The sequence below is a fragment of the Nocardioides luteus genome (assembly GCF_015752315.1).
In the GTDB taxonomy this organism is placed as follows: domain Bacteria; phylum Actinomycetota; class Actinomycetes; order Propionibacteriales; family Nocardioidaceae; genus Nocardioides.
The window spans coordinates 1909505-1925567 of sequence record NZ_JADOVJ010000001.1; the positions used below are offsets into that span (position 1 = coordinate 1909505).

General features: G+C 67.5%; 16 protein-coding genes and 1 pseudogene. 9 read left to right on the top strand and 8 right to left on the bottom strand.

Features of this window, described 5'->3' with window-relative positions:
- Position 1: 1 nt before the first annotated feature.
- From HD557_RS09150 to mobF, 4 genes are all read left to right on the top strand, one after another.
- Positions 2-1249 (top strand): 3-isopropylmalate dehydratase large subunit, encoded by a 1248-nt coding sequence (locus tag HD557_RS09150; RefSeq protein ID WP_196873669.1) that lies wholly within the window; start codon positions 2-4, stop codon positions 1247-1249.
- Entirely contained in the window at positions 1249-1812 is a 564-nt protein-coding gene (locus HD557_RS09155; protein ID WP_196873670.1) for a LeuD/DmdB family oxidoreductase small subunit, read from the top strand. Before HD557_RS09150 ends, HD557_RS09155 begins: the two co-directional genes overlap by 1 nt.
- Positions 1745-2449: an MBL fold metallo-hydrolase gene (locus tag HD557_RS28130; protein ID WP_307785740.1), complete on the top strand. Its 705-nt coding sequence runs from the start codon at positions 1745-1747 to the stop codon at positions 2447-2449. Before HD557_RS09155 ends, HD557_RS28130 begins: the two co-directional genes overlap by 68 nt.
- 302 nt (positions 2450-2751) lie before the next feature.
- Positions 2752-5397, top strand: coding sequence for a MobF family relaxase (gene mobF, locus HD557_RS09165; RefSeq protein ID WP_307785569.1), 2646 nt, complete (start codon positions 2752-2754; stop codon positions 5395-5397).
- 25 nt (positions 5398-5422) lie between these two features.
- Here the strand turns inward: mobF and HD557_RS09170 are convergent, their stop codons facing one another.
- The 4 genes and pseudogenes from HD557_RS09170 to HD557_RS28940 form a co-directional block, all read right to left on the bottom strand.
- The gene (locus HD557_RS09170; protein WP_196873672.1) at positions 5423-6343 is read right to left on the bottom strand and encodes a nucleotidyl transferase AbiEii/AbiGii toxin family protein; all 921 of its coding nucleotides are present in this window, start codon (positions 6341-6343) and stop codon (positions 5423-5425) included.
- Positions 6336-7070, bottom strand: coding sequence for a type IV toxin-antitoxin system AbiEi family antitoxin domain-containing protein (locus HD557_RS09175; protein WP_196873673.1), 735 nt, complete (start codon positions 7068-7070; stop codon positions 6336-6338). The genes HD557_RS09170 and HD557_RS09175 overlap by 8 nt, the downstream gene beginning before the upstream one ends.
- Before the next feature lie 113 nt (positions 7071-7183).
- On the bottom strand, positions 7184-7663 hold the full coding sequence (locus HD557_RS28135; protein ID WP_231381683.1) for a hypothetical protein: 480 nt from the start codon (positions 7661-7663) through the stop codon (positions 7184-7186).
- A 33-nt stretch (positions 7664-7696) separates the two neighbouring features.
- Positions 7697-7948: pseudogene (locus tag HD557_RS28940) on the bottom strand (helix-turn-helix domain-containing protein); the annotation flags it as partial.
- 79 nt (positions 7949-8027) lie between these two features.
- Between HD557_RS28940 and HD557_RS09185 the strand changes: the two are divergent.
- Together HD557_RS09185 and HD557_RS09190 are read left to right on the top strand one after the other, a co-directional pair.
- On the top strand, positions 8028-8276 hold the full coding sequence (locus HD557_RS09185) for a helix-turn-helix transcriptional regulator (RefSeq protein ID WP_307785570.1): 249 nt from the start codon (positions 8028-8030) through the stop codon (positions 8274-8276).
- Complete coding sequence (locus HD557_RS09190; RefSeq protein WP_196873676.1) at positions 8273-9466, top strand: tyrosine-type recombinase/integrase; 1194 nt, start codon at positions 8273-8275, stop codon at positions 9464-9466. The genes HD557_RS09185 and HD557_RS09190 overlap by 4 nt, the downstream gene beginning before the upstream one ends.
- 117 nt (positions 9467-9583) lie before the next feature.
- Here the strand turns inward: HD557_RS09190 and glnA are convergent, their stop codons facing one another.
- Positions 9584-11005 (bottom strand): type I glutamate--ammonia ligase, encoded by a 1422-nt coding sequence (gene glnA / locus HD557_RS09195; protein WP_008357364.1) that lies wholly within the window; start codon positions 11003-11005, stop codon positions 9584-9586.
- Positions 11006-11217: 212 nt separating this feature from the next.
- Here glnA and HD557_RS09200 point away from each other — a divergent pair, with 212 nt between their 5' ends.
- From HD557_RS09200 to HD557_RS09210, 3 genes are all read left to right on the top strand, one after another.
- On the top strand, positions 11218-11691 hold the full coding sequence (locus tag HD557_RS09200; protein WP_307785571.1) for an RDD family protein: 474 nt from the start codon (positions 11218-11220) through the stop codon (positions 11689-11691).
- 62 nt (positions 11692-11753) lie between these two features.
- Entirely contained in the window at positions 11754-12533 is a 780-nt protein-coding gene (locus HD557_RS09205) for a DUF6612 family protein (protein WP_196873677.1), read from the top strand.
- 75 nt (positions 12534-12608) lie between these two features.
- Complete coding sequence (locus HD557_RS09210) at positions 12609-13451, top strand: class I SAM-dependent methyltransferase (RefSeq protein WP_196873678.1); 843 nt, start codon at positions 12609-12611, stop codon at positions 13449-13451.
- Here the strand turns inward: HD557_RS09210 and HD557_RS09215 are convergent.
- From HD557_RS09215 to lipB, 3 genes are all read right to left on the bottom strand, one after another.
- A complete protein-coding gene (locus HD557_RS09215) occupies positions 13448-14158 on the bottom strand; it encodes a DUF4191 domain-containing protein (RefSeq protein ID WP_196873679.1) in 711 nt (236 codons plus the stop codon). The genes HD557_RS09210 and HD557_RS09215 overlap by 4 nt on opposite strands.
- Before the next feature lie 36 nt (positions 14159-14194).
- Entirely contained in the window at positions 14195-15157 is a 963-nt protein-coding gene (gene lipA, locus HD557_RS09220; protein WP_196873680.1) for a lipoyl synthase, read from the bottom strand.
- A gap of 80 nt (positions 15158-15237) precedes the next feature.
- Positions 15238-15975, bottom strand: a complete 738-nt coding sequence (gene lipB, locus HD557_RS09225) for a lipoyl(octanoyl) transferase LipB (protein WP_196873681.1) — start codon at positions 15973-15975, stop codon at positions 15238-15240.
- Between the last annotated feature and the right edge of the window lie 88 nt (positions 15976-16063).

Genomic DNA, 16063 nt, shown 5'->3' on the forward strand with positions numbered 1-16063 from the left:
GATGGGGATGACGATGATCGAGCGGATCCTGGCCCGCAAGGCCGGCGTGCCGCAGGTGTCGGCCGGCGACACCGTCACCGTGGACGTCGACATGACGGTCCTCATCGACCTGCAGTTCGCCACCATGTGGCTGCAACCGCTGAAGATCGCCGACCCCGACAAGGTGGCGATCGTGATGGACCACGCCGTCCCCGCACCTACGATCAAGGACGCGTCGGGAGGTCCGCACGCCCGCAGGTTCGCTGCCGACTTCGGTATCAGGCACTTCTACGACGTCGGCCGCCACGGGATCTGTCATCAGGTCATCGCCGAGAACGGGCTCGCCCGCCCGGGCGAGATCCTGGCCTGCACCGACAGCCACACCTGCGCGGGCGGGGCCTACAACACGGCCGCCCGCGGGCTGGGGCCGGCCGAGGTGTACTCCATCCTGTGCACGGGCCGCACCTGGTTCCAGGCCTCGCCTACGATCCGCTACGAGTTCACCGGTTCGCTGCCGGCCGGAGTGAGTGGCAAAGACGTCTTCCTCCACATCGCCAACGAGTACGGCGATGCGACGAACAGGAACCTCGAGTACGGCGGCCCGGGACTGGCCTCGATCCCGCTGCACGACCGCCGCACCATCGCCACCCAGGGAGCGGAGATCTCCGCCGACTTCTCCACGTTCGAGTACGACGACGTGCTCGAGGCGCACTTCGGAGTGCTCGGTGTCGACGACTTCGAGCCCACCTATGCCGACCTGGACGCCGCCTACATCGAGACGCGACCGATCGACCTGTCCGCGCTCGTGCCTTATGTCGCCCGCCCCGGCACAGTGTCCCGCAACGGGATCCCCGTCACCGACCTCGAGCCACGCAAGATCGACCAAGCCTTCATCGGCTCGTGCGCCAACGGCCAGTTGGACGACCTGCGCATCGCGGCCGAGGTGCTGCGCGGCAAGCAGGTCGCCCCGGGCGTACGGCTCATCGTCACGCCTGCGAGCCAGCAGGTCTACCGCGACGCGATGCGCCTGGGTTTCCTCGAGGTCATCGCGGAGGCGGGCGGCGTCGTCACCAACGCCACCTGCGGCGCATGCTTCGGCTACCACATGGGTGTGCTCGGTCCGGGCGAGGTCTGCGTGACCTCCTCCACGCGCAACTTCACCGGGCGCATGGGATCCCCCGAGGCGGAGATCTACATGGCGTCCCCAGCGACCGTCGCCGCATCGGCGGTCGCCGGCCACATCATCGACGCACGCGAGGAGATCGTCTGATGGCATCACTGTCCGTCAATGGACGAGTCTGGGTCTTCGGCGACGGCCTCACCACCGACGACATGTATCCGCCCGATGCCATGAAGCTGGACCTGCCCGAGGCCGCAAAGATGGTGTTCTACAACGTACGTCCCGACTGGACCGCCCAGGTGGAGGCGGGAGACATCGTGGTCGCCGGGAGGAACTTCGGCCTCGGATCCTCACGACCGGTGGCCGCGCTGTTCAACCAGCTCGGCGTGTCCGCCCTCATCGCAGAGGAGTTCAACTCACTGTTCTTCCGCAACGCGGTCAACGCCGGACTGCCCGCGATGACCGTCCCCGGCGCGACCAGCAGCTTCACCGACGGTGACCAGGCCACCCTGGACCTGCGTACGGGGGAGTGGCGCAACGACACGACGGGCCGGGCCGGCACGGTGCCGGTGCTTCCCGACCTCGTCCTCGAGATCGTGGCCAGCGGCGGCATCCTGCCACGCCTCGCGGAACAGGGCTACGTCGATCCCGGGCTCGCCGAGCTCCTGCGCTCGCCATCCGTGGCAGCGGCCGGCCAAGGCAGCGGCGCGTGAGGGCGCTGGCGCCCGGCATCCTCCGGACCCCACCCGCGGCGATGGCGACAACTGCTTCCTCGTCGAGGAGGAGGACGGCTACACGCTGGTGGACGTCGGCTGGAAGAGCGCGCCTGCTGTCATCGGAGCGGCCCTCGCGGAGAACCGCAGATCGTGGACCGACGTCCGGCGCATCGTGGTCACTCACGCCCATCCCGACCATGTCCGCGGACTTGCCGAGGCCACGACGCGGTCCGGCGCTGAGGTTCTCATCCATCGGCTGGACGCTTCGTGGCTCACGTCCGGAAGGGTCCCGCGCTCTGGCCGCTCAAGCGTTCTCGGGCGAGCGATCGACTCCGTGCCGCTGCTGCACTGGCAGCCCGTCCCGGCCACGCGGACCGTGGCCGACGGAGACCTGGTCGGCAGCTTACGAGTCATCCACACGCCTGGGCACAGCCCAGCACACGTCGTCCTGCACCATGAGCGCAGCAACGTGCTGCTCGTCGGCGACGCGGTCTTCCACCGCAACGGACTAGCGCTCGGCCGCGACGCGCTTGCCGCTGATCCGGTCACCCGCGACCAGCAGTACGCCAGGCTCCCTCGGCATGCGGTTGCGGTCGGCTTCGCCCACGGTGCCCGCTCCCAAGTGCATCGGTAGCCACTTTCCATCGCTGGCTGACACGGGCCGCTCGCCGACCGGCGGCTGGTTCCTCGTAGTCCGATGGCCGCACTACGACTTGCTTGCTCGCGATACCCAGCGTTGGACCTGTGATGCGCTCGAGTTCCACGGTTCTCGACGGGCCGTGACGGACTCTGAACTCGTCCCGCGGAGAAGAAGGAAACCCCTCCAAACCGGTCGGCACGCATGCTATGAAGGTCAGTGGAAAACCCAGGTTTGACCTGCTGGTATGTGGTCATCGATGGTTGTTGACGGAGGGCTGAGAAGGTGTGCATGGCGGGGTGAAGTTCTACACCGGGCGTGCGGTGGACGCGCGCCGGTATGTCGAGGCGGACAGCTTCGGTGCTGATGACTACTACCTGGGGGAGGGCTCCGGAGTGGCCGATCGCTACGTGGTCTCCGGTCGCAGGGTCGCGAAGGCGTCGGCGATGGATGCGGAGATGTATGAGCGCTGGGTTGGCGGCTTCGACGTCACGACGGGGGAGGCGAAGGGGCGGCTGCGCAAGGAGGGGGTGAAGTTCGTCGAGGTCGCGGTGAACGGGCCGAAGTCGTGGTCGCTGGCTGCGGCAGCGCACCCGGATGTGTCGGTGGCCTACGACGTGGCTCAGCGTCGGGCGGCGGAGCAGATCCTGTCTTGGGTCGGTGAGAATGCGACGACACGGGTGGGACCCTTGGGGCGGCAGGTGCAGGTGCCGGTGGAGGAGCTGGAGGCTGCGGTGGTGGCGCATCGTACGTCGCGGGCTGGTGATCCGCACTGGCATCTGCATCTCCAGGTCAACGCTCGGGTGTGGGCGCAGGGCAGATGGCGGGGTCTGCATACGGTCGGGTTTCGGGAGAGCATCGCGGCGATCAATGGGATCGGGCATGCGGCGGTGATGACCGACCCGGGGTTCCGGTCTGCACTGGTCGCGCACGGCTATCACGTGGATCCGGTCTCTGGGGAGATCGTCGAGCTGGAGGCGTACGGGGAGGCGTTCTCGGCGCGGTCGAAGCAGATCGGGCACAACATGGATCGGTACGAGACCCAGTGGCGGGGTGAGCATCCAGGGGAAGAGCCGGGTCCGCGGCTGCGGCAGGTCTGGGATCGTCGGGCGTGGGCCGATGAGCGGCCGGACAAAGTGGTCCCTACCTCGGGGGCAGCGTTGGAGGAGCACTGGTGCAACGAGCTGGCGGAGCTCGGTTTCCGGCCGCCGCGTCACCGGGTCGAACTGTTGAGGCCGTGGCCGGGGATGCTCGACCGTGACGCGCTGGCGGCGGAGGGGCTGTGCCGGTTGGGTGCTCGTCGGTCGGCGTGGAGTCGGGCCGATGCTCGTGGTGAGGCCGAGCAGCTGATCGTGGAGAGCGGGCTCGTCGTCGACGCCAGTGTCCGCGCCGAGTTGGCCGAGGATCTGACTGCTCGGATCGTTGCCGGCTCGGTGCCGTTGGTCGGACGTGAGGACGTCCCGGTCGACGTACGTTCCTTGACGTCGCCTCGGGTGGTCGCGGTCGAGCGGCACCTGGTGCGGCGCTTCGCCGGTAGAGCCGATGAGCCTGGACGGCGTGTGGATCTTCGACAGGCTCGGCGCGCGATCGCCGGACTTGGCCGGGATCAGATCGCCGCGGTTGAGCACCTGGCGGGTAGTGAGCAGTTGGTGGTGATCGAGGGTGCTGCTGGGGCAGGGAAGACGGCCGCGCTTGCGGCCGCCCGGAGGATCCAGCGGTTGCAGGGGCGGGAGATGGTGGTGGTCTCACCGACCCTGAAGGGCGCCAAGGTCGCTGCCGGTCAGGTCGGCACCTCGGCGTATTCGGTGGCCTGGCTGCTGCGGCAGTATGGGTTCCGGTGGGACGACCATGGGCACTGGGAGCGGGTCGAGTCCTCCCCGCACCGGGCTGCCCGGTTGCAGCGTGGGGACCTGCTGGTGGTCGATGAGGCTGGGATGCTCGACCAGGACAGTGCGGTCGCACTGGTCAAGATCGCCGACCTCACCGGGGCTCGTCTGGCGTTGGTCGGGGACCGGCATCAGTTGCCTGCGGTGGGTCGGGGTGGCGTACTCGATCTTGCCTGCCGCTACGCCGGTGGTCATGTCGACTTGGATGGGGTGCGGCGTTTCGCCGACCCCGAGTACGCCAGGATCAGCCTGGCTATGCGGGCAGGGAAGCGGTCTGAAGCGGTCTTCGACCGGTTGATGGCCCGCGGTGAGATCGTCGTGCACGCCTCCGAGGTCGAACAGATCGCCGCGCTCGCTGACATCGCAGCCACCGCAGGGGACGAAGAGGTCGCGGTCGTGGCTGACACCCGCGACCAGGTCGCCAGGATCAATGGCCTGGCCCACCGAGAACGTATCGCTGTGCTTGACCCGAGTGGCCGGTTCATGACCAGGTCGGGGGAGCGGATCGAGGTCGGTGACCGGGTCGCGACCCGCCGCAACGATCCCGATGCCGATGTTGCCAATCGAGAGACCTGGACCGTACGCCAAGCTGACCGCGACGGCGTCGTCCTCCATGGTGGGGCCGGGCGTCGCCGGGTGTCGTGGGACTACGCCCGAGAGCATCTCGACCTCGCGTACGCGACCACGGCCTATGGCGTCCAGGGCGAGACCGTCTCGGTCGCCCACGTCGCGGTCGGCACCCACACCACCGCTTCCTCGGCATACGTCGGGATGACCCGCGGCCGCGATCGCAACGTCGCCCACCTCGTCGCCGACTCTATCGAGGACGCCCGGCGTCAATGGGTCGAGGTCTTCGACCGTGACCGCGCCGACCTCGGACCTGCGCACGCTGCTCAGCGTGCCGCTGAGGACATCGAGCGCTACGGATCCGTTGGTCCGAGGCGAAGGGCCGGGCGCCATATCGTTCGGCAGGACCGCGGCCGACGAGCTGCAGACGTGCTAGGGCTCGACAGGCCTACGTCGTCAACGCCGTCACCTGGGCCGAGCATCGGCTTCTGAGCAGCTGCAGTGCCGCACGTGAGGCTCAGTCGGCGTGAGTCCAAGCGCGGGTGCCTGCGTGCCACGTGGACTCCGACACCGAGCCGGTCAACGCTGGATCGACGAACGCCCCGACCAGTCCGATCGCGTGGTCAACGGTCCGGTAGTCGGCGCAGTAGGGCACGTTCTTGGCCATCTTGGCATAGGCAGGTCCCCAGCTGCTCGGGACGACGAACCTGTTGATCGGTTCCATCTGGCGCAGTCGTGTCTCGTGGGCGATGGCGGTCTGCAAGGCGCTGCCGGAGACGTCTTGGGTGGTCGCGAGGACGACGAGATCGACGAGGTCCTTCTCCCGACTGGACGGTCGGCCGTGGTAGTCGGCCATCGTGGCGCAGACCTTGTCGGCGATCTGGTCGACGACCGGATAGAGCCGATAGGGATGGCTGGTCAGCCGCGGCAGCGCGAGCCCGCTGGCGGGGGTCGCGGAGGTGACGGGTGCAGTGACACCCACCCCGACAGCGAGGTCGATGTTGACCTGCGTCTTCTTCTGAGCTCCGATGTAGACGTCGAAGGAGACGCGGTAGCCATCGGTGTAGGGCTGCTCCTCGCCGCCGATCGAGGCCTGATGGCCGGTGTAGACGAAGCGGAAGTGGTCACCCAGGTCGACGCTGGCGAGTCGGCGAAGGTCGTCGAGAGCCTGGTCGAGGGTGAAGCCCTCACGGTAGAGATCGATGTCCAGCGTCGAGCGGGTGGACGGCACGCGAGCGAGCATCCCGGTTCCACCCTTGAGGATCCATTCGGACTCCTCTCCTTCGGAGAAGACCCGGCTGAGGAAGCGACGGAAGTGTTCGATCCGAATCCGCTCGTTGATGGTCAACGAAGGATCGGCAGCCGAGGCTGCACGCGCAGCGTCCTTGATTGCTGCTTCGACGCCGGCGGATGCGGCGTACGGCTTGGGGTCAGCCAACGTTCTCGACCTTCCTCGCGACCTCTGCCAGGGTCGCGTACGTCGGGGACTTTGCGAGCCGGCGAGCGAGTGAGTCGGGATCCAGTCCGGCGCTCGTCAGAAGGCGTTCGACGAGGCCGTTGCCGTCACCGCTGCGGATGCCGTTGCGGGCTGCCAGCGGCGCGAGCATGTCGGCTAGCACCGTGGTGTCGAGCGCCGCCTTGTTGACGGCGTCCCGAAGGACATCGGCGACCAGGCTGAGATCGGTCCGCGCCTCGACGAGGTCCGCGACCGTCCGCTCGACTGTGGTCACCGGCAGTCCTTGGGCGATGGCGACCTCATTTTCCGTCAGGGATCGTTGGCGGTAGTGGATCTCGGCCCGTTGGGTCTGTCGGCGCTGTCTGGTGGTGAACTCGTGCCGGTCAGCAGGGATGTCACCCAGCCCGTGGAGGCGAGCAGCCGAGGCGCCGGAGACGGTCACTCCGGCGGCACCGTCCCTGAGGCGATCGCTTGCGAATCGCGCAGGCTCGGTGCTCAGCCACGCGGCGCGCAGGTCCTCGAACTCGTCGCTCGGCGCGCCAGCATTCCGGTAGACACCATGGGCCAGCCGTACGAGGTGACCGGCGGCTGCGAGGCGAGACATCTCGAGCCGCGTGACTCCAAGCGCCCGGGCTTGCCCAGAGGTGACCATGCCCCACTGGGAGGCGGTCCCCTCAACAAGCTCCACTCCAGCCTCGGAACCCTTCATGCTTGGATTGTATCTTCCTGAGTGATACTTTCCAAGAATAGTGTGCTCCTGTTGCATGAGATGTGGGTCCGGGCGGCGCCGGCGTATGTCGCTACATCATCGAGGTCTGCGTGTCAGCCCCAGGGGTGGCCATTGACGGGATCGACCCGGCGTTTGACGTGTGATGGTGGCTCTGTCGGGGACTCGGTCGGCGAGGCCGTTGGAGGCAGCGGCTCGTATCCACGGATCTGAGCGGTCTCGGTGCCGTCGGGACCGAGACCGCGAGTGAAGCCGAGGTCGAAGATATCGACGGTCTTGGTGGGAGTGGCGCGGACGATCGCCGGCGTCCAGCTCACCCGGATCTCGTCAGGCAGGTCGAGCTCGTCCCAGAGGTCGACGAGCAGAGCGCCGTCGAGCCATCGGAGCATCGAATGCGGGAGTCCCCAGCGGATCAGGATCTCGTACGCCCGGGCGCGGTCGGTGCGGTCGCTCAGGTCCCAGTCGGTCTGGCTGGTGTGGTTGACCATGTCGGGCACGTGCAGGATCACGAAACAGGTGGGCGGTCCCACGTTCCACAGCATGTTCGGGACCCAGAACGCTTCGACACCGGGCATCGCGCATTGGGTGAAGTCGACATGCGCGCGGAGTGAGAGCTCGAGGCCGGTGGCGTGAAGGATCCGCTCGGCGACCTTGAGAGCCGGAGACTTCGCCCCTCGTTCGTACGCCGACAGCGTGGCCTGGGACGTGCCTGCCCGCTCGGCGAGCTCGGTCTGGGTGAGGCCAGCGACTCGTCGGGCCGCCTGAAGAAGTCTGGTTCCCTCGATCGCATCAGGATATCCGATCGGACCTGCACCTTCGATCGGATCTAAAACTGGGGTCCGCTGGGGACCCCTGCACACCTACCTCCTGCACATGGCTCGCCGCTGACGGCTGATGCCGGTCAGGGCGATCCGCATCCAACTACAGGTAGGAGACATCGTGACTACGACTCACATTCCGTTCCCGGAGCGCGACTCCGAGGAGCTTCTTACCCTGATCGAGACCGCCGAGATCCTCAGGGTTCCGGTCAACACGCTGCGCTGGTGGCGCCAGCTCGGTTCCGGCCCGCGCTTCTTCAAGATCGGACGCCGTCTGGTTACCACCGTCGGCGACGTCCGCGCCTACATCCGCCAGCAGCGCCGAAATGGCTGGCCGGGCAGCCGACACGACGGGCCGGGTGCGGCATGAACGGCTCGAACTATCGTTCCCAGCGGGGCGGCGTCGAGGACCGCTGGCGCAAGCGTGTCAAGGACGAGCAGGGCAACACGATCGAGGTCCCGTCCGCGATTGCCGGCACGGTCACCCGCTGGCGTGCCCGTTACGTCGACCCCGCCGGTGAGGAACGCACCCGTCACTTCGCACGCAAGGTCGACGCCCAGACATGGCTCGACCAGCAGATGGCCTCGGTCATCCGTGGCGACCACGTCGCGCCCAAGGACGCCAAGCTCACCGTCGGTGAGTGGGCCGACAAGTGGCTCCAGGGCTATGGCACCAGACGCAAGTCCACCGTGACCCAGGCCAAGACGCACCTCAATCTGATCAAGGAGACCTTCGCCGCGGTCCCGCTCAGCGCGGTTCGCCCCTCCGATGTACGTGCCTGGACGGCTGTCCTCAAGGCCGAGGGATACTCCACGTCTTACGTCTACGCGCTCCACTCCCGGCTCTCACAGCTGTTCACTGACGCCGTCCACGACGGACTCGTGGTCCGGACCCCGTGCTCGCGGCGTACGTCGCCGGGCATGGGCCGACAGCGGCCGTACGTCGCCACCACCCAGCAGATCTGGCGTCTGTACGAGCTGGTGCCGATCGGCGTTCGGCCCGCCATCCTGCTCGGTGCTCATGCCGGTTTGCGGCTGGCTGAAGCCGCCGCGCTTCGGCCGGGTGACGTGGACTTCAAGACCGCGGTGATCAACCCGGCAATCCAGTGGCCTGACGAGCCGCTCAAGTCGGAGACGAGCCAGACCGCCATCCCGATCCCGACCCAGATGGTGCGGGAGCTGGCGACCGCGGTGAAGAGCGCTCGTGGGCGCAGCATCCTGACCGACGAGTGGGGAAACCCGGCGAGCCCGTGGACCATCGAGCGGGCGATGCGCGCCGCGCGCAGGCAGGTCCGTGGCTTGCCGGAGGACTTCCGCTTCCACGACCTGCGCCACTACTTCGCTTCGCTGCTCATCGCTTCCGGGGTCGACGTCAAGATCGTGCAGGCACGGCTCCGGCACGCGTCGGCCAAGACGACCCTCGACACGTACGGTCACCTCTGGCCCGACCGCGACGACACCTCCCGGGCTGCGGTGGCGAAGGTTTACGCCCTGCGTCCCGCGACTCATATTGACCGACCCTCGCCGCATTCGCAGGATCCGCCGGGGAGGTCGATCTGAGCTCTGACGGTTCTCCTGCGGAATCCCTGCGGAATCTCGGCCCTAACAACCAAACGAAAGTGGCCCCTGAACCTGCAAACCTGCAGGTCAGGGACCACTTGCAACCTAGAACGAATTCTAGATGTCGTAGTAGAGCTCGAACTCGTGCGGGTGCGGGCGGAGCTGGATCGGGAGGATCTCGTCGTTGGTCTTGTAGTCGATCCAGGTCTCGATCAGGTCGGGGGTGAAGACGTCGCCCACGGTGAGGAAGTCGTGGTCGGTCTCCAGCGCCGACAGGACGGCACCGAGGGAGGTCGGCACCTGGTTGATCTCGGCCATCTCGTCCGGCGGAAGCTCGTAGATGTCCTTGTCGATCGGCGCGGGCGGCTCGATCTTGTTCTGGATACCGTCGATGCCGGCGAGGAGCAGGGCCGAGAAGGCGAGGTACGGGTTCGAGGACGGGTCCGGGAACCGGGTCTCGACGCGCTTGGCCTTCGGGTTGGTGCCGGTGATCGGGATGCGGACCGCGGCGGAGCGGTTGCGCGAGGAGTAGACCAGCGAGATCGGAGCCTCGAAGCCCGGCACCAGGCGGTGGTAGGAGTTCACGGTCGGGTTGGTGAACGCCAGGACCGACGGGGCGTGCTTCAGGATGCCGCCGATGTACCAGCGGGCCATGTCGGAGAGGCCGCCGTAGCCGGTCTCGTCGTAGAACAGCGGCTCGCCCGCGTTCCAGATCGACTGGTGGACGTGCATGCCCGAGCCGTTGTCGCCGAAGACGGGCTTCGGCATGAAGGTGACGGTCTTGCCGGCCTGCCAGGCGGTGTTCTTGACGATGTACTTGAACTTCATGACATCGTCGGCAGCCTTGAGCAGGGTGTCGAACTTGTAGTTGATCTCGGCCTGGCCGGCGGTGCCGACCTCGTGGTGGGCGCGCTCGACGAGCAGGCCGGAGGCCTCGAGGTTCTTGACCATGACGTCGCGCAGGTCGGCGAAGTGGTCGGTGGGGGAGACCGGGAAGTAGCCGCCCTTGTAACGGGTCTTGTAGCCCAGGTTGTCCGAGCCGTCGGGGTTCTTGTCGGCGCCCGAGTTCCACCAGGCCTCGACCGAGTCGATCTTGTAGAACGACTCGCCCTCGGAGGTGTTGTAGGCGACCTTGTCGAAGATGAAGAACTCCGCCTCGGGGGCGAAGAAGGCGGTGTCACCGATGCCGGTCGAGGCGAGGTACGCCAGCGCCTTGCGCGCGATGTTGCGCGGGTCGCGCGAGTAGGCCTCGCCGGTGATCGGGTCGTGCACGAAGTACATCAGCGCGAGGGTCTTCGCGGTGCGGAACGGGTCGATGTAGGCAGTCGTGACGTCCGGGTACAGCGCCATGTCGGACTCGTTGATCGCCTGGAAGCCGCGGATCGACGAACCGTCGAAGGCCATCGGCTCCAGGTTGAACGACGACACCGGCACCGTGAAGTGCTGCTGAACGCCGGGAAGGTCGACGAAACGGATGTCGACGAACTCGACCCCCTCGTCAGAGATGAACTTCAAGAGCTCGTCGTCAGTGCTGAACATCAATCCTCCTTGGCTCACCCGGGCGGGAAGAGCCAGATAGGTCTCTCGCGATCGAGGCCAGGTCCTCATGGACCTGACCGTGCCACGCAAACTACGAAGGGACGGTTGCACAGGAGTGTCGCAAATGTTTCAGGCATGTAACAGGTTGTGTGATTTGATCGGCAACCATCCCGATCTCATCCCTCAAGACGTTGCCGCCTACGCTTGCCGGTGTGACCAGTTCCGCCACCCCTGTGACGCCTACTCTGCCTTATCCGACCGCGAGCTGGGGCAGGCGCGTCCTCGCGCTGTTCATCGACTGGCTCGCGTCGTCGCTGGTGGCGTCGGTCTTCCTCGGCGTACGCGCGCTGCCGTTCGGGTCGCTGCTCGCCGGTGTCGACCCGCGGCCGAGCGACAACCTGTGGATCCTGGTCGTCTTCGTCGTGCAGACGGCGGTCTTCACCACGCTCGGTGGCGGCTCGTTCGGCAAGCTCGTCACCCGGCTGCGCACGGTGCGGGTGTCCCCGGGGGAGCCGGACGTACGTCCGCCCGACCCGCTGCGGAGCATCGCCCGTCAGATCCTGGTCGTGCTCGTCGTGCCTCCGCTGGTCTTCCGTCCCGACCGGCGTGGTCTGCACGATCTGGCGGCGGGCACCGCGACCGTCACGCTTCAGACCTATCGACACGTGTTTCGCCGGGTGAGTTGAGGCGTTTCCGAGGGTAGGTTGGAGCGGTCCGCCGTAGGAGCGGAAACACGAAGGGAAGCTCAATGACGCACAACCGTACTCTCGGGCCACGTGGCCTCTGGCGCCGCGCCGCAGTGGCGGGCGTGCTGGCCGTATCGCTCTCGGGCCTGGTGGCCTGTGGCGGTGGTGGGGCCGGCGGCGCCAGCGAGGGTGACAAGGTCTCGGCCGAGGACATGACCGAGGTCATGAAGAAGGCCACCGACATCGACACCGCCCACTTCACCACGAAGATGGACGCGAAGGTCTCCGGCCAGGCGGTCTCGATGACCGGCGAGGGCGACATCCGCAAGGAGCCGCCGGCCCAGCACTCCACCATGAAGATGAGCGGTGGCTCGATGGACATGGACCTCGAGACGATCCTGGTCGACGAGAAGATCTACATCAAGGGCATGATGGGCGACTCGTGGATGACCGCGAGCGCCGACGACCTCGCCAAGATGGGTGGCACCAGCCTGGAGTCGATGAGCAACCCGCTCGCCTTCTTCGACGGCATGGAGAAGTCGATCAAGTCCTCCAAGTTCGAGGGCGAGGAGAAGCTCGACGGCACCGACACCAAGCACTACAGCTTCACCGTCGACTCCGCGAGCCTGGCCAAGAACATGGGTTCGGACAGCGCCAGCGGCATGCCCGAGACGATCGAGCAGGACATCTGGGTCGACGGCGACGGCCTGCTCCGCAAGGCCGAGGTCGGCATGGGGGACATGGGCACCGTCGAGATGGTGCTCACCAAGCACGGTGAGGACGTGACCATCGAGGCGCCGCCCGCCGACCAGGTCACCGACATGCCGAGCATGGCTGGCTGACAGCCCGATCTCGTACGCAGCAGGGCCGGACCCGAACGGGTCCGGCCCTGTGTCGTCTCGTGGGACCGTGGTCGCATGACTCTCGACCCCGAAATCACGCGCCAGATCGAGGCCAACCGAGCCAACTGGGACGCCCGGACGCCGATCCACGTCGCCAGCGACTTCTACGGCATCGACGGGTCCCGGCCCGCCGAGTCCTGGTTCGCCGACTACGAGTGGACCGACCTCGGTGACCTCGCCGGCCGCGAGGTCGTGCACCTGCAGTGTCATCTCGGCACCGAGACGGTCGCCTTCGCGCAGCGTGGTGCGGTGGCGTACGGGCTGGACATCTCGGCCGAGGCGGTGGCCGCCGCTCGCCGGATCGCGGAGCAGCGGGGTCTGGCCGTCGACTACCACCGGGCCGACGTCCACGACGCCGTCGAGGTGCTGGGTGCGGGCCGGTTCGACGTCGTCTACACCGGCAAGGGCGCGGTCTGCTACCTGCCCGACATCGACCTGTGGGCGCGGGTGGTGCACGACCTGCTCAAGCCCGGCGGGTTCGTCTACCTCGCCGAGTTCCACCCGCTCCTCGACGCCCTCGGCGAGGTGCCGGAGCCGGGTCACGAGGACTCCCTCGAACTGCGCCACGACTATCTCTCAGGGCGAGGCGCGATCGCCAAGGAGTCGACCCACACCTACACCGACGGCCCGGCGCTGGGCACCGCCACGACGGCGTACGAATGGCGCCACGGGGTCGGCGAGGTCGTCACCGCCCTCGCGGGGGCGGGGCTGCGGATCGAGGTCGTCCGCGAGGACGAGCGGCTGCCGTGGCCCCGCTTCCCGTCGATGGTGGCGGGCGAGGACGGCTGGTTCAGGCTGCCCGAGCAGGCGCCCCGGATCCCGTTGCTCTACGCGATCCGGGCACGCCGCGCTGATTAACGGCCGCGGAGGTTGCCGCGCATGCCCTTCATCGAGGTCGGGACGGGGCCCTTCGGGATCGGCATGGTGCCACGGGTGGCGTCGACGGCCTTGAGCCGGTTGATGATGTCGGTGATCTCCGGGCCGGCGACCTTGCGGCCGAGCTTGGTGACGTGCCTGGTCAGCTGCGGCAGCGGCACCTCGTCCTCGCCGTTGCCGGCGACGACGGTCGTGATCGGCACCTCACCGAGGACCCGGGCGTGGTTGCGCTTGGTGCTGGCGAGCAGCGAGCGGACCTTGCTCGGGCTGTTGCCCTCGCCGACGAGGACGACTCCCGGAGGACCGACCACGCGGTGCACCAGCGTCTGGCTGCGCGGCTCGACACCGACGGCCTGGGTGACGGTCCAGCCGCGGCGGAGCATGGTCAGGGCTGCGTACCCGCCGCCGACCTGACCCTCGAGGCGGGAGTACATCACCTTCTGCGCACGCCGCGAGAAGACCACCATCGCGGCCAGGAGGCCGGCCAGGAGGGCGCCGACGATCGTGAAGATCCAGGAGAAGATGCCCTCGCCGGGCAGGAGCCAGAAGATCACGCCGGCCACCGCGGCGACGACCACGAAGATCGAGACCAGGATCAGGCCGATCTTGGGGTCTGACTGCTTGGTGAGCTTGTAGGTCTCCACCATCTGCTGGCGGCGACTCATGCTGCTCGGGTCGGTCTGGGACATCTTCCTCTTTCAGTCTTCAGAAATTCGTACGCTGCCTCAGGCTGTGGTCTCGACAGGCTCGACCACCGAGGCGGTGCGTGCCTCGATTGCCTGACGGTACAGCCGACCGGCGCGGTAGGACGAACGAACGAGCGGTCCGGACATGACGCCGGAGAAGCCGATCTCCTCGGCCTCGGCCTGGAGCTCGACGAACTCCTCGGGCTTGACCCAGCGCTCGACGGGGTGGTGACGCACGCTCGGGCGCAGGTACTGCGTGATCGTGATCAGCTCGCAGCCGGCGGCGTGCAGGTCGCGCAGCGCCTCGGAGACCTCCTCGCGGGTCTCGCCCATGCCGAGGATCAGGTTGGACTTGGTGACCAGACCGAAGTCGCGGGCCTGGGTGATCACGTCGAGGCTGCGCTCGTAGCGGAAGGCCGGGCGGATCCGCTTGAAGATCCGCGGCACGGTCTCGACGTTGTGGGCGAGGACCTCGGGACGGGACTCGAAGACCTCCTCGAGCAGCTCGGGGATGCCGTTGAAGTCGGGGATGAGGTTCTCGACGCCGGTCTCGGGGTTGAGCTCGTGGATCTGCTTGACCGTCTCGGCGTAGAGCCAGGCACCGCCGTCGGCGAGGTCGTCGCGGGCGACGCCGGTGATCGTGGCGTACTTCAGGCCCATGGTCTGCACGGACTCGGCCACGCGGCGCGGCTCGTCGCGGTCGAGGTCGGTCGGCTTGCCGGTGTCGATCTGGCAGAAGTCGCAGCGGCGGGTGCACTGGTCGCCACCGATGAGGAAGGTGGCCTCGCGGTCCTCCCAGCACTCGAAGATGTTGGGGCAGCCGGCCTCCTGGCACACCGTGTGCAGGCCCTCGGACTTCACCAGCGCGGTGAGCTCCTTGTATTCCGGCCCCATCTTCGCTTTGGTCTTGATCCACTCCGGTTTGCGTTCGATCGGAGTCTGCGCGTTGCGGACCTCGAGACGGAGGAGCTTGCGACCTTCTGGGGCAGGAGCTTGAGTCACCCCACCAGCCTACGCCGGGGGAGGGTGGAACCCCGAAGCCAGGCGGTTACTGGACGGTCACTCCGCTTCGGTGCCTGGGGTCAGGTCAGGCTGGGGGAGAGCAGCGGAACTCGTGGAGTCTTGGCCGGGTCGGGCTTGGGCTCCAGGCTCGGGCCCTGCTCGTAGTCGCGCCAGGAGAGCATCTCGGCGATCTGCGCGTGGAGCACCGGCATCGCCTCGGCGTTGCCGATCTGCCGGCCCGCCTCGATCGAGAGGGTGGTCACGCCGGCGTCGGAGATCCCGCACGGCACGAACCGCTCGTACCACCCCAGGTCGACGTCGCAGTTGAGCGCGATGCCGTGCATCGTCACGTGCTGGCTGACCCGCAGCCCGATCGCCCCGACCTTCCGCTCCAGGCGGCGAACGCCGTCCGGGGTCTCGCCCGCGGGCAGCCACACGCCGCTACGGCCCGGGACCCGGTAGGCGGTGACGCCGAACTCGGCACAGGTGCGGATCATCGCCTGCTCCAGGCGGCGTACGAAGTCGACGACCTTGACCTTCTCGGGCAGTCGCACGATCGGATAGGCGACGATCTGGCCGGGGCCGTGGAAGGTGACCTCGCCGCCGCGGTCGACGTCGATCACCGGCGCACCGCCGGGATCCGCGGGGCGGTCCTCCGGCTTCGTACGCTTCCCGGCGGTGTAGGTCGGCGGGTGCTCGAGCAGCAGCACGGTGTCGGGCTCTTCGCGGTCCACGACGCGCTGGTGGATCTGCTTCTGCAGCTCCCAGGCGTCCAGGTAGTCGATCGTCCCGACCTCAACGAAGCGCAGCTCTGTCACACCCGAGATCGTACGCCGGGCCGGATAACGGTTTGGCGATAACCCCGCGGGGGTAAAGAGATTGTGCACAGAATGCGTCTGTTTCGGC